Here is a 13,945-nt window from a genome sequence, read left to right on the forward strand (position 1 = left end):
AGACACACGCTACCGCCTGAAATCGCCGAAATCCCGATGTTTTGCCCGTTACGAGCCGAAAAGCGGCAGCCTAACGGCGATGTCGAGGTGTGGAAGTGACGAAGGTCTGCCACTGTGGCGTGCGGGTGACAGCATTTCCAGAAGTTCCCGGTTACAACGTGACCAGAATCAAACACTCACGTCACTTGGTTGTATTGGGGAGAACTATGAAGAAGATTGCCCTCGCCGCCGCCGCCCTGGCCATCGGCACCGTAAGCGCATCCGCCGCCGATCTGGCCGCTCGGCCCTACACCAAGGCGCCCGCGCCGATCGCCGCCGTCTACAACTGGACCGGCTTCTACATCGGTGCACAGGCCGGTTACGCCTGGGGTGACAACAGCACCCGTGAGTTCATCACCGCTACGGGCGTGCCCACCGCCTTCAATCAGGGCTTCAACACTGATGGCTTCGTTGGCGGTGGTCACATCGGCTACAACTGGCAGGTCGGTCAGTTCGTCTTCGGTCTCGAAGGCGACCTTGAAGGCGCCGACATCAACGGCGGCTATCGCCTGGCGAATCTCAACGGCACGGACTTTCGGCTGGATGCTCAGGCCTCTATCCGTGGCCGTCTCGGTGTGGCCTTCAACAACTCGCTGCTCTACGTGACCGGCGGTGCAGCGTGGGCGGATATGGAGCACACTTACGTCTTCGCGAACACCCTCTTTGAAACCCACTCCACCACCCGCACCGGCTGGACCGTGGGCGCAGGCTGGGAATACGGCTTCACGCCGAACTGGTCGGCCCGTCTTGAGTATCGCTACACCGATTTCGGCACTTTCCGGAACGCCTCTGTCTTCTCGTTCCCCGGATTCTCGTATGAACATGATCCGGTGTTTCACACGGTGCGTGGCGGTATCAGCTATCGCTTCGGTGGCCCTGTCGTCGCCAGGTACTGATCCAGTTACCTGACAGCCCTCGACAGCTCAAAGCCCCGGCATCGTCCGGGGCTTTTTGTTGCGCCCTGCACGCCGGCCTGTGTACTGCAGCGTGGGGGATCGGCCGTTAGCCGCGAATCGGCGACTGCACATGCTCGGGGCGCACGCCTAAGCCCACAAATCGTGCCGTGATGCCCTGAAGCCAGGGGATGGCGGTAACGAGGCGCATGACGAACGGGACCTTCAGCGGCTGATTGCCGGGCCTGAGGGCAGCGTTCACGATGTTGTTCTGCACGACGACCTGCATCCGCTGCGTCATCTTCACCGGGAATTCGCGCCGCCGGCGCACCGCGTCGAGTTCGTCTTCGGACGGGCAGCCGCTCACCAGCTTCGACGCCAGCAGATTCGCCGTCGCCACGGCATCCTGAACCGCAAGGTTGACGCCGACGCCGCCGATCGGCGACATCGCATGCGCAGCGTCGCCGATGCACAATAGCCCCGGCCGCGTCCAGCGCTTCAGCCGGTTAACCGCAACCGTCAACAGCTTGACGTCGTCCCAGTTCTTCACCTCGGCAAGTCCCGGTTTCAGGACCGGCGCCATGCGCGCGATGTCGTCGAGCAGCGCGGGCAGCCCCCTCGCCTTCACCGCGTCGTATTGTCCTTTGGGAATGACGAACGCGCATTGCCAATAGTCGCCGCGGTCGAAGGTCACCATCATCTTGCCGGGATCGACCCGGGCAAACAGGTTTTCGCCTTCGCCTTCCCGTTTTCCGGCGCGAAACCACAAGACATCCATCGGCGCGCCGATTTCCTCGACCTCAAGGCCAGCGCGCTCGCGCACCAGCGAATGGCGTCCGTCGCAGGCAACGGTCAGGTCGGCCTCGATGTCGATGATGCCATCCGGCGTCTTCGCCTTCACGCCCGTGACGCGCTCGCCGTCTCGAACGAGATCGATCGCTTCCGTCGACATCATCACCTTGAGCGAGGCGAACCGCTTGCCGCTTTCGCGCAGGAAATTGAGAAAATCCCACTGCGGCATGAAGGCGATGAAAGGGTATTTGACGCGAAGCCTGCTCAGGTCGGCGATCCGCACCGTTTCCCCGCCGAACATGCCTTGCATCTTCTGCAAGCGCTGGTGCGGCAGGTTCAGGAAGCCGTCGATCAGCCCGAGTTCGTCCATCACCTGCAGCGTCGAGGGATGCACGGTGTCGCCGCGAAAATCGCGAAAGAAGTCGGCGTGCTTCTCCAGCACCACGACATCGATGCCGGCGCGGCCCAGCAGATATCCGAGCATCATTCCGGCCGGCCCGCCGCCGACGATGCAGCAACGTACTTTCATCGCTCGCTCCTGTCGCCGGTTTTCCCGGCGAGGCAAGTCAATCACGTCGAACGCGGATGTTTGGCTTGTCGAAAACTGAACCATATCCACCCCGTCGTCCCTGCGAACGCAGGGACCCATAACCACAAATGCGCGTTGTTGAAGAAAAGCCGTTGCCCATCCAGCACGCCAACAACCGCCGCGGCGTATGGGTCCCTGCGTTCGCAGGCACGACGGAGGAGATGCAGTCGAAGGCGCATCTACTACCGCCTAAAACTCTTGATCTCGGAGACGCTGCCGTCGCGATAGGTCAATTCCACCGAAACCGATCTGGTCGCCGGCGCGAGCTTCAAATAGGGCTGCGCTTCGCGCGGAATGGCTATGGGATCGCGAGTGTCGCAAGGCGGCATTTTCAGCACCTTGTCGGGCACCGCACTGTCGATGCCGACGCGCACTTCGCGGATCGCGCAGCGGTACGACATCAGGTGCGTATAGTAGACCAGAAGCCCGTTGTACTCGCGGAACGACAGCCAGCTCGTCGCGGTCATGTCGAGGATCTTGCGCTGGTCGCGGATCAGTGCAGCTTCGGGATCGAACCTGATCGGGAACGGCCCCTGCAACTCGCCATTGGTGTCGACATAGCGCACCTGGATGACGGCCGCCGGTGCATCGGCCGGTAGCTCGACCGACGGGTTGGGCATCCGCTTGCGGGTACGCGGATCGAGCGTATCCATGAAGCCGGTCTCGCGGAAATCGCCGCTGTCGCCGATCCGCCAGGAAATACCGAGCGTCGGATCGGCGATCGAGAACACCACGGTCCAGCCGCCATTGTGACGCGAGAACATCGCGATCGGCGCGTTGACGGAATCGTTCTGAGGCTGCAGGCGCTGTACCGGAGGCAAAGCTGCAAGCTTTTGCAGCGGCTCGGCGGGCTTCGCCGCCTCAGGCTGGGCCTTCGCCAAGCCATTCAGAAAAACATCGTCGACCATCTGGTCGAAGTAAACCGGGATCTGCTTGTGGCGGACGGTCTCTGCGAGTTCGCTGACCGCGCGCCGCGTGCGTTGCGCGACCTGCACGAGATTGACGCCGGGCTGCGTGATCTCCTTGGCGAAGGTTCGCGTGAACACCGAATTGGGATTGGCGTCGTCATTGGAAAGCCGGTCGAGCGCGGTCTGCCGCGGCCCGGCCGAGAAGATCGAGAACACGCCTTCCGGCAATTGCGTCATCGGCGCGAGACCGCCGCCGCCGGCAACCGCACGCGTACCGGCGCGCTCGAACGGATTGTTGCGGCAGGCATCGAACACCAGGATGGCGGTGCGCACCTTGCGGTTCTGCAGCCGCTCAATGATGCGGTCGGCGAGGATCGAGGCATCGCGCACGAGCTCTTCCTGGCCTTCGGTCGCCGCCGGCACGTCGGTCGGCAGCAGGAAATTCTGGCCCGCGATTTCAAAACCGTGGCCGGCATAGAAGAAGAACGCCGTATCGCCGGCGTCGACCGCCTTGTCGAACGCCAGCAACGTCTGGCTGAACGCCTGCCGGTTCTGGTTTTCCGCCACCATCACCGTGAAGCCGAGCTGCTTGAGCGTATCGCCCATGGTGCGGGCGTCGTTGACCGCCTTCTGCAGCTTGGGCACGTTCCGGTAGTCGTTGTTGCCGACCACCAGCGCGACACGCTTTTCCGCCTGCGCAGGCGCGGCATAGGTCATGACGCAAGTTGCAAGACTTGTCACCGCAAGCAGTCTGAGAAGCCAACCCTTCATGGAATTCCCCCTGCGCACGATTCGTCCTGGCCTGGCCCGTGCGAAGCCGTTTCATGCCATAGTCGGCAGGTTATTGCCCATGGTTCAACGGCTTCGTTCGATGGGAATGGATGGCTCGATTTGACGGCCAAATGACGGTTTTTGCCGTTATTTGTGCGAGAACATTAAGCTTTTTGGGCTTCAATGCCGGTTCCTAGATTGACTTTGGCCATTTCGACCCTATGTTCGCGCTCAACGCGGCCTTGGATCGAAACGCGATTCCTTAGGTTAGCCGCTCGTCTGCGTAAGTCAGAGCCCCCAGCTTTTCAAAAGCGCGCCGTTTCGGGGCAAAACGCGACAGCCTTTTTACCTTCGATTCCGAACGGCGGTGTCGACCAGAGGCTCAATGTCTTTTTCCCATCTCGGTCTTTCCGATAAGGTTCTCGCCGCAGTTGCGGCTACCGGTTACACCACTCCTACTCCCATCCAGGAACAGGCGATCCCCCCCGTTCTGGCCCGCCGCGACGTCCTCGGCATCGCCCAGACCGGCACCGGCAAGACCGCCGCCTTCGTCCTGCCCATGCTCACTTTGCTGGAAAAGGGCCGCGCCAGGGCACGGATGCCCCGCACCCTGATCCTCGAACCGACCCGCGAACTTGCGGCACAGGTGAAAGAGAATTTCGACAAGTATGGCGCCGGCCAAAAACTCAACGTCGCGCTTTTGATCGGCGGCGTCTCGTTCGGCGACCAGGATTCCAAGCTGACCCGTGGCGTCGACGTCCTGATCGCAACTCCGGGCCGACTGCTTGACCACACCGAGCGCGGCGGCCTCCTGCTCACCGGCGTCGAACTGCTGGTCATCGACGAAGCCGACCGCATGCTGGACATGGGCTTCATCCCCGACATCGAACGCATCTGCAAGCTGGTGCCGTTCACGCGCCAGACCCTGTTCTTCACCGCGACGATGCCGCCGGAAATCAGCCGCATCAGCGAAACCTTCCTGCACAATCCTGAACGGATCGAAGTTTCGAAGCCCGCCACGACTGCGACAGGCGTGTCGCAGTTCCAGGTTCGCGGCGGTCGCGAGCCGCACGAGAAGCGCGATCTCCTTCGCCGCCTCCTGCGCGACGCCAAGGACCTCAACAACGCAATCATCTTCTGCAATCGCAAGCGCGAAGTCGCCGTCGTTCACAAATCGCTGCAGAAGCATGGCTTCAGCGTCGGCGCTCTGCATGGCGACATGGACCAGTCAGCGCGCACCGCGGCGCTCGATCAATTCCGCAAGGGCGAAATCCCGCTGCTAGTGGCCTCCGATGTCGCTGCCCGCGGCCTCGACATTCCCGCCGTCAGCCACGTCTTCAATTTCGACGTGCCGCATCACGCCGACGACTACGTGCACCGCATTGGCCGCACCGGACGCGCCGGGCGCGCCGGCACCGCGATCTCGATCGTGACGCCGCTCGACAGCAAGTCGATCGCTGCAATCGAACGACTGATCGGGCAAACCATTCCCCCCGCTGAAGGTGACTACGCCCTACATTCGGACTCGTCCGAGGAGGCCGATCAGCCGCGCGAACATCGCGCGCGGGAAGGCTCGCGCGGCGGGCGCAAGCCGCGCCGCGAACGCGAGCCGCGACACGCCAAGGATCCTGAGAAGCGCAGCGACAAGAGCGCCGATCGTGAACCGCGGCATGCCAAGGGCACGGCCCGCAGTGCCAGGCCGCAGCCGGAGGCCGCCGCCTTCTCGCCGCCCGCCCCTGCACAGCCGTCTCGCGTACCCTCGATCGGGCGACCCGAACCGCGGCGCGCCCACCGCGAGGTCGAATCGGAGCCCGCCGATCACTCGCACCTTCCTGCATTCCTGTTGCGGCCCATTCGCGCCCGCGTCTGATAGGCGTCGATCCCCACGGCCGGAACTGTTTACCGGCCGTTCATCCTCCTCCGTTAACCTGCGGCGATAATTTAATCATTGCTGCACGGCAACGACCGGCGCTGCTCGCTATTGGGGACGGATCAGTGGTCAAGCTGCTGGACGAGCACGAACGCACGATGGCGTTTGCCGAAGTCGCGTTGGGCCAGATCAAATCCCTCAGGCAGACCGCCGTCCCACGCAACTATGAAATCTGGTACGTCTACGCGACCGGATACAATGCTCCCCTCAACAAGATCATCAACGAGACGCTGGCGCGCAACGGCAAGCTGAGCGAGTCCGATCTCGAACAGATCTACGAAACCTATCTCTCCCACATCAAGGCCTCCGACCGCATCGACAAGGTCGGCGGGCGCGTGATCGGCGAGATCGACGACGTGATGACCCTCATCACCGAGGCGCTCAGCATGTCGGAGAGCTATGACGCCAAGCTGAGCGGCGCGAACGAAAAACTCAGGAATGCCAAAAGCCGCGATCAGATCAAGGCGATCGTCGACGGCCTGGTGAAATCGACGCGCGAGATGCGCGAGACCAACAAGGCGCTGGAGAGCCGGCTGGCGTTGTCTAGGACCGAGATCAGCAATCTGCAGCACAGCCTCGAAGCGATCCGCGCCGAGAGCCTGACCGATCCGCTGACCGGATTGGGTAATCGCAAATATTTCGACCGCTCGATCGAGATGGCGGTGCGAACGGCGATGGCGAGCGGCGAACCGCTGTCGCTGATGATGTTCGACATCGACCATTTCAAATCGTTCAACGATTCCTACGGCCATCTAACCGGCGATCAGGTGCTGCGGCTGGTAGCGATGTCGCTGAAGCAAACCATCAAGGGCCAGGACATCACCGCCCGCTATGGCGGCGAGGAGTTCGCGGTGGTGCTGCCGAATACCGGGCTGCGTCAGGCGCTGACGGTCGCCGACCACATCCGCCGCGCCATCATGGCCAAGGAATTGAAGAAGAAATCGACCGGCGAAATTCTCGGCCGCGTCACCATCTCGGTCGGCGTCTCCATGCTGAAGCCGGACGACGACACCGATTCGCTGATCGAGCGCGCCGATGCCTGCCTCTACGCCGCCAAGCGCAACGGCCGCAACCGCGTGGTCTGCGAAGTCGATCCCGAATACGCCGCCGAGACCCGCAGCCAGGTCGCCTAGGCGCCAGCTATTTGCGCCGCGCCTTCCTCGTGCCCGTGGCCTTCCCCTTCGCAGCCCGCTTGCCCGCAGCCGTCCCGGACACCTTCGCTTTCGCTGCCTTGCGCGCCTTCGGTCGCTTGCGCAGAGCTGCGCGCTGCGCCGCGGCCAGCGCTGCCCTCGCCCATCCGGCCAGTTCCTCGGAATCGTCGAACAGCCGCGCCGGCAATTGCCAGTACGAGTTCACGGTGACCGTCTTGGCCCGCGTCTGATACTGAAACGGCGTTGAACCTTCCGCTTCAAATTGCGGAATGGTCTGTTCATCGGCGCGGAAGAAGAGCCCGGCGCGCAGCGCGAGCGCAAAGTTCACGCCGTCGGCGGAGATGCCGTAGCCGGAAAACATCCGGCGGATGGCGACGGGGCCGAAATCGGCAAACAGGTCGATCAGGAAATCGCGATCCATGGCTTACGGCTCGTGCCCCGGACGCGGCGCAGCGCGACGCGGTGCGCTGCAGAGCCGGGGCCTATCGCTGGGCAGACAGTTATTGTGGGTCCCGGCGCTGCGCAGCAGCGTATCGGACGATGCTTCGCATCGCCGAGAGCACGCTGCAGCGCGTCCGGGACACGAGACCTACACTTTCGCCGGGGTCAGTTGAACCGACTCGCCGCAGCCACAGGCGGAAACCTGGTTCGGGTTGTTGAAGATGAACTGCGCCTGGAGCTTGTCGGCCCTGTAGTCCATCTCGGTGCCGAGCAGGAACAGGACCGCCTTGGGATCGACCAGGATCTTCACGCCCTTGTCCTCGACGACTTCGTCGGTGGGGCGGATCTCATGGGCATATTCCACCGTATAGGATTGCCCGGCGCAGCCGCCGTTTTTGATGCCAACGCGCAAGCCCACGATCTCGGAATCGGCGCGTTTGGTCAGCTCCGTGATCCGCGCAGCCGCCGCCTCGGTCAGTTTCATGACCTGCGGCCGGGGCCTCGGCTTCGGCTTGGACTGGACGATGGTATCCATTGCAGTCGATCTCCGGTCGCCTCAAAGCGACGAACTATCATAGCATTAAAATAACAACGAAAATCCCGCTGTGAAGGTCTCTCATTGTGAACGCGGTCAGAACCTGTCGAAACGCCTAGGCCAGCTTTCCCTAGTAAATTTTCCAAATTCCCGGTGTCGCCAGTTCCAGCAGGTGACTGTCGGGATCGCGGAAATAGATGCTCTTGCCACCGCGCGGCCAGTCCGTCCTGCCTTCAATCGCGACATCGTGCTCGCCAAGCGACTTTTCCCAGGCCGGCAGTTCGGCCGCCGGAATGGCAAAGGCCATGTGAATGGGCCCGCTGCCATCATGCGGTGGAATGGTGCCGCCGGGGAGTTGGATCGTCTCAGGCGACGAGCCGCGGCGAAACAGCAGCAGCACGCTTCGTCCACCGACATCGAAAGCAACGAACCGCGGATCCGCCGTCAGCGCTTCCAGACCCAGCACCTCCTCGTAGAACGCGCGGGCGCGGTCGAGGTGATCGACATAGAGTGCAGTCTCGATGACGCCGGATAGCTTAGGCAACGGGTCCCTTCACCACATGTTGAGGACGAGGCGCGCCTCGTCGGACATCCGATCCGGCGTCCAGGCCGGATCCCACACCAGATTGACATTGACGACGCCGACGCCAGGCACGCTGGCGATCGCGTTCTCCACCATGGTCGGCAGTTCGCCGGCCGCCGGACAATTCGGGGTGGTCAGCGTCATCGTCACATCGACGCTGCGGTCGTCCTTCAGGTCGACCTTGTAGATCAGTCCGAGTTCGTAGATGTCGGCCGGAATTTCCGGGTCGAACACCGTCTTCAGCGCCGCGACGATTTCGGTGCCCAGCCGCTCGGTCTCCTCCGGCGGCAGCGCCGAGTTGGTTTCCATGTTGGCGGTTTTGACTTCGGCTGTGTCACTCATGCGAACAAATCCTGCGCCTTGATCAGCGCCTGTGCCAGATGATCGACTTCTTCCCGGGTATTATACATCCCGAACGACGCCCGGCAGGTGGCTGTGACATTGAACCGCTCTAAAAGCGGCATCACGCAGTGGGTGCCGGCGCGCACCGCGATTCCCTGCCGGTCGATCACGGTTGCGACGTCGTGGGGATGGGCGCCCTTCATCTCGAAGGAGATTACCGGCCCCTTGCCGCGCGCGGTGCCGATCAGGCGCAGCGAATTGATTCCGCGCAGCCGCTCCTGGGCGTAGTTCAAAAGATCGTGCTCGTGGGCGGCGATGCGCTCCTTGCCGATCGAGTTGACGTAATCGATCGCAGCGCCCAGCCCGATCGCCTCGACGATCGGCGGCGTCCCGGCTTCGAACTTGTGCGGCGGATCGCCATAGGTGACCCAGTCCTTTGCCACTTCGCGGATCATCTCGCCGCCGCCATTATAGGGCCGCATCGCGACCAGGTGCTCATGCTTGGCGTACAGCGCGCCAATCCCGGTCGGACCATAGATCTTGTGGCCGGTGAAGGCATAGAAATCGCAATCGAGGTCCTGCACGTCGATCGGCAAATGCACAGCGCCTTGCGCGCCGTCGACCAGCACCAGAATGCCGCGGTCATGGGCGAGCTTCACGACTTCCTTGACCGGGACGAAGGTGCCAAGCGCGTTCGACATCTGAGTGATGGCGACGAGCTTGGTGCGCGGTGTCAGCAGCTTCTCGAACTCCTCGATCAGGAAATTGCCGTCGTCGTCGACCGGCGCCCATTTGATCACGGCGCCATGGCGCTCACGCAAAAAGTGCCAGGGCACGATATTGGAGTGGTGCTCCATGATGGAGAGCACGATCTCGTCGCCCTGCTTGATGTTGGGCTCGCCCCAGGAAGATGCCACCAGATTGATGGCCTCGGTGACATTGCGTGTGAAGATAATTTCTTCACCACGCCCTGCATTGATGAATTTCGCCACCTTGGCACGGGCACCCTCGTAAGCCTCGGTGGCGGCATTGGCGAGGTAGTGCAGGCCGCGATGCACGTTGGCGTATTCGCTTGTGTAAGCCTTCGTCATGCGATCGAGCACGGCGGTCGGCTTCTGCGCGGAGGCGGCGTTGTCGAGATAGACCAGCGGCTTGCCATAGACCTTCATCGCCAGCGCGGGGAAATCCTCCCGCACGCGGGCCACGTCATAGGCGCCATTCTTGACCGCCGGATGCTGGGTCATGCCCGTGCCTCCAGCCAACGCTGCGCGGCGGCGATTGCGAGTTCGCGCAGATCGTCGTTGACGATGGATTCGATGGCCTCACCAACAAAGGCCTGGATCAACAGCGCCTGGGCCTCCTTCTCGGACAGGCCGCGGGCACGCAGGTAGAACAGCAAGCTCTCGTCCAGCGCGCCAGTGGTGGCGCCATGGCCGCAGGTAACGTCATCGGCGAAGATCTCGAGCTCCGGCTTGTTATCGGCCTCAGCGTCGTCGGACAAAAGCAGTGCCCGCGTCATCATCTTGGCGTCGGTCTTCTGGGCGTCCGGACGCACGACGATGCGGCCCTGGAACACCGAATGGCCACGGTCGTCGACCACGGCGCGGAACACTTCGCGGCTGGCACAATGCGGCACCGCGTGATCCATAAACAGCGTGGTGTCGGCGTGCTGGCGCCCGTTGAGCAGATTGACGCCGTTGGTCTCGACTCTCGAGCCCTCACCGGCAAAAGCGATGGTCGCCTGATAGCGGCTGACGGCGGCGCCCGAGGTCATGCCAAAGGTGTTGAAATGCGCGTGGGCACCCAGCGCAATGACGGCGGAAGAGATGTTGAACGCGTCGCGGCCATCCTCTACCAGTCGAACATGGTCGAGCCGCGAATTATCGCCGATTGCGACGATCAGCGAGTCATGCGCCTGATAGGCCTTCGCACCCTCGGCCGCGATGTAGCTCTCGACCAGCGTCGCGCCGGTATCCTTGCCGAGACGCAGCAGCGAACGGGTGTATATCGCAGCCGGCGTGGCGCCGCTCGCGACATGAATGACCTGCAGCGGCTGCTTCAGCACGACGCCGTTGGCGATCTCGATCACCACGCCGTCGGTCATCATCGCGCTGTTGAGCGCGACCAGCGGATTGGCATTGTCGGGCGTGAATAACTGCGTCTGCAGCGCTGCATCCCCGGTTTCCAGCACGTCGCGCAAAGTGCGGACGGCAAGGCCCTTCTCCAGCCCCTCCAATTCGGAGAGCTTCGGCGCGAACACGCCGTCCACCAGCACCAGCCGGCGGGCACCCTTGATCGCCTGCAGCTTCACGGCGGCAGCAGCCTGCTTCAGTGCGGCCGCATCCGGTGCGGCCGCCAGCGGCAGCACCTCGCGCATCAGCGCGCGCAGATCGGTGTATTTCCATTCCTCGAGCCTCCGGTGCGGCAGGCCGACGCGCTCATAGGCCTCGAAGGCGGTATTCCGCGCCTCGGCGACCTTGCCGCCGCCCGGCAGCCGATCGCGCGCCACCGCAAAGCTGTCGCTCAGCGCGCGCCCGGTCTCGTTTTTTGCCAGAACTACATTCATCACAAATCCGTCCGCAGTCAGGCTGCGTCTTCGAACTGGGTGTAGCCGGAAGCCTCGAGCTCCAGCGCCAGATCCTTGCCGCCGCTTTTGACGACGCGGCCCTTCGACATCACGTGCACGAAGTCCGGCACGATGTAGTTGAGCAGCCGCTGGTAGTGGGTGATGACGACCATGGCGCGATCGGGCGAACGCAGCGCGTTGACGCCATCGGCGGCGATCCTGAGCGCGTCGATGTCGAGGCCGGAATCCATTTCATCGAGGATGCAGACGGCCGGCTCGAACAGCGCCATCTGCAAAATCTCGTTGCGCTTCTTCTCGCCGCCGGAGAAGCCGACATTGACGCCGCGCTTGAGCATGTCCTGCGGGATGTTGAGCGACTTTGCGACCTCGCGCACCTTCTTGAGAAAATCGGGCGTGGAGAACTCGCTCTCGCCACGTGCTTTGCGCTGCGCGTTCAGCGCGGTGCGGAGGAAGTTCATGGTGGCGACGCCGGGAATTTCGACCGGATACTGGAACGCCAGGAACACGCCCTTGGCGGCGCGCTCGTCCGGCTCCATTTCAAGGAGATCCTCGCCCTTGAACAGGATCTGGCCGTCGGTGACTTCGTAGCCCGGCTTGCCCGCGATGACGTGGCTCAGGGTGGATTTGCCGGAGCCGTTCGGTCCCATGATCGCGTGGACTTCGCCCGGGTTCACGGTGAGCGTCAGTCCGTGGAGAATTTCGTTATCCTCAACGCGGACTTTCAGGTCTTTCACTTCAAGCAATGACATGTTGTTTTTCCGTTTTCACCCCTCGTCCTCAGGAGCGTCGCCAGACGCGTCTCGAAGGACGTGGCCACAATCTTTCCTCTCATCCTTCGAGACGGCCGCTGCGCGGCCTCCTCAGGATGAGGTCGCTATCCAACCGATCCTTCGAGCGAGATCGAGATCAGCTTCTGCGCCTCAACTGCGAACTCCATCGGCAGTTGCTGCAGCACGTCCTTCACGAAGCCATTGACCACGAGGCCGACAGCTTCTTCCTGCGAGAGCCCGCGCTGGGTGCAATAGAACAGCACGTCCTCGGAGATCTTTGACGTCGTCGCTTCGTGCTCAAACGTCGCGGACGAGTTCTTCGCCTCGACGTAGGGAACGGTATGCGCGCCGCATTTGTCGCCGATCAGGAGCGAGTCGCAGGCCGTATAATTGCGTGCGCCGGTCGCCTTGCGATGGGCGGTGACGAGGCCGCGATAGGTATTTTGCGACACGCCGGCCGCGATGCCCTTGGAAATGATCCGGCTCGACGTGTTCTTGCCAAGATGGAGCATCTTGGTGCCAGAGTCGACCTGCTGGTGACCGTTCGAGATCGCGATCGAGTAGAACTCGCCGCGCGAATTGTCGCCGCGCAGGATGCAGCTCGGGTATTTCCAGGTGATCGCCGAACCGGTTTCGACCTGGGTCCAGGAGATCTTCGAATGGTTGCCGCGGCAGTCGCCACGCTTGGTGACGAAATTGTAGATGCCGCCCAAGCCTTCGGAATTGCCGGGGTACCAGTTCTGCACGGTCGAATATTTGATCTCGGCGTCGTCGAGCGCGACGAGTTCAACGACCGCCGCATGCAACTGGTTCTCGTCGCGCTGCGGTGCGGTGCAGCCTTCGAGGTAGCTGACGTAGGAACCCTTGTCGGCGATGATCAGCGTGCGCTCGAACTGGCCGGTGTTGCGCTCGTTGATGCGGAAATAGGTCGACAGCTCCATCGGGCAGCGCACGCCCGGCGGCACGTAGACGAACGAGCCATCGGAGAACACCGCCGAGTTCAGCGTCGCGAAATAATTGTCCGAGGTCGGCACGACCGAGCCGAGATACTTCTTCACCAGCTCGGGATGTTCGCGAATCGCCTCCGAGATCGGCATGAAGATCACGCCGGCGGCCTTCAGCTCCTTCTGGAAGGTGGTCGCCACCGAAACCGAGTCGAACACTGCGTCGACCGCGATCTTGCGGTTGGCCGACGGCTCGCCGCCGGGCGGGGGCTCAACGCCTTCAAGAATAGCGACCTCGCGCAAGGGAATGCCGAGCTTCTCGTAGGTCTTGAGGATTTCGGGATCTATCTCATCGATCGACGACAGCGTCTTCTTCGGCTTCGGCGCCGCGTAGTAATAGATGTCCTGGTAGTCGATCTTGGGATAGTTGACGCGCGCCCAGGTCGGCTCGGTCATGGTCAGCCAGCGGCGATAGGCCTCCAGACGCCATTCCAGCATCCAGGCCGGCTCGTTCTTCTTCGCGGAAATGAAGCGGACGGTGTCTTCCGAGAGACCCTTGGGGGCCTTGTCGGACTCGATCAGCGTCTCAAAACCATATCGATATTGATCGACGTCGATGCGGCGTACGCGCTCGACCGTCTCTTGTACGGCTGGCATTCCATCCTCCGCT

13 protein-coding genes are annotated in these 13,945 nt (G+C 62.5%); 3 read left to right on the plus strand and 10 right to left on the minus strand.

The features are described 5' to 3' along the window. Nucleotides 1-206: 206 nt before the first annotated feature. Nucleotides 207-935 carry an outer membrane protein gene (locus V1277_RS33080; RefSeq protein ID WP_334419925.1) on the plus strand — a complete coding sequence of 243 codons (729 nt, stop codon included), beginning with the start codon at nt 207-209 and terminating at the stop codon, nt 933-935. Nucleotides 936-1,041: 106 nt separating this feature from the next. Here V1277_RS33080 and V1277_RS33085 read toward each other — a convergent pair whose 3' ends face one another. Further along, on the minus strand, nt 1,042-2,253 hold the full coding sequence (locus V1277_RS33085; RefSeq protein WP_334419926.1) for an FAD-dependent oxidoreductase: 1,212 nt from the start codon (nt 2,251-2,253) through the stop codon (nt 1,042-1,044). A gap of 242 nt (nt 2,254-2,495) precedes the next feature. Then, nucleotides 2,496-3,938, minus strand: coding sequence for a caspase family protein (locus tag V1277_RS33090; protein ID WP_334420522.1), 1,443 nt, complete (start codon nt 3,936-3,938; stop codon nt 2,496-2,498). A gap of 439 nt (nt 3,939-4,377) precedes the next feature. Here V1277_RS33090 and V1277_RS33095 point away from each other — a divergent pair, with 439 nt between their 5' ends. Both V1277_RS33095 and V1277_RS33100 read left to right on the plus strand, forming a co-directional pair. Continuing rightward, complete coding sequence (locus tag V1277_RS33095; RefSeq protein WP_334419927.1) at nt 4,378-5,862, plus strand: DEAD/DEAH box helicase; 1,485 nt, start codon at nt 4,378-4,380, stop codon at nt 5,860-5,862. Between the two features lie 125 nt (nt 5,863-5,987). Further along, complete coding sequence (locus tag V1277_RS33100; protein WP_334419928.1) at nt 5,988-7,055, plus strand: GGDEF domain-containing protein; 1,068 nt, start codon at nt 5,988-5,990, stop codon at nt 7,053-7,055. Between the two features lie 7 nt (nt 7,056-7,062). Here the strand turns inward: V1277_RS33100 and V1277_RS33105 are convergent, their stop codons facing one another. The 8 genes from V1277_RS33105 to sufB all read right to left on the minus strand — a co-directional run bounded on the left by V1277_RS33105 (nt 7,063) and on the right by sufB (nt 13,932). After that, the gene (locus V1277_RS33105; protein ID WP_334419929.1) at nt 7,063-7,494 is read right to left on the minus strand and encodes a TfoX/Sxy family protein; all 432 of its coding nucleotides are present in this window, start codon (nt 7,492-7,494) and stop codon (nt 7,063-7,065) included. A gap of 168 nt (nt 7,495-7,662) precedes the next feature. Then, entirely contained in the window at nt 7,663-8,049 is a 387-nt protein-coding gene (locus V1277_RS33110) for a HesB/IscA family protein (RefSeq protein ID WP_334419930.1), read from the minus strand. Between the two features lie 130 nt (nt 8,050-8,179). Then, nucleotides 8,180-8,593: a VOC family protein gene (locus tag V1277_RS33115; RefSeq protein WP_334419931.1), complete on the minus strand. Its 414-nt coding sequence runs from the start codon at nt 8,591-8,593 to the stop codon at nt 8,180-8,182. A gap of 9 nt (nt 8,594-8,602) precedes the next feature. Then, nucleotides 8,603-8,974, minus strand: coding sequence for an SUF system Fe-S cluster assembly protein (locus V1277_RS33120; RefSeq protein WP_028346267.1), 372 nt, complete (start codon nt 8,972-8,974; stop codon nt 8,603-8,605). Continuing rightward, on the minus strand, nt 8,971-10,218 hold the full coding sequence (locus V1277_RS33125; protein WP_334419932.1) for a cysteine desulfurase: 1,248 nt from the start codon (nt 10,216-10,218) through the stop codon (nt 8,971-8,973). Before V1277_RS33125 ends, V1277_RS33120 begins: the two co-directional genes overlap by 4 nt. Continuing rightward, nucleotides 10,215-11,540 carry a Fe-S cluster assembly protein SufD gene (sufD, locus tag V1277_RS33130; protein WP_334419933.1) on the minus strand — a complete coding sequence of 442 codons (1,326 nt, stop codon included), beginning with the start codon at nt 11,538-11,540 and terminating at the stop codon, nt 10,215-10,217. Before sufD ends, V1277_RS33125 begins: the two co-directional genes overlap by 4 nt. Nucleotides 11,541-11,557: 17 nt before the next feature. Then, nucleotides 11,558-12,310, minus strand: a complete 753-nt coding sequence (gene sufC, locus V1277_RS33135; RefSeq protein ID WP_334419934.1) for a Fe-S cluster assembly ATPase SufC — start codon at nt 12,308-12,310, stop codon at nt 11,558-11,560. A gap of 125 nt (nt 12,311-12,435) precedes the next feature. Beyond that, a complete protein-coding gene (gene sufB, locus V1277_RS33140) occupies nt 12,436-13,932 on the minus strand; it encodes a Fe-S cluster assembly protein SufB (RefSeq protein ID WP_334375624.1) in 1,497 nt (498 codons plus the stop codon). Between the last annotated feature and the right edge of the window lie 13 nt (nt 13,933-13,945).

The sequence above is a fragment of the Bradyrhizobium sp. AZCC 1588 genome, from assembly GCF_036924735.1.
GTDB lineage: Bacteria > Pseudomonadota > Alphaproteobacteria > Rhizobiales > Xanthobacteraceae > Bradyrhizobium.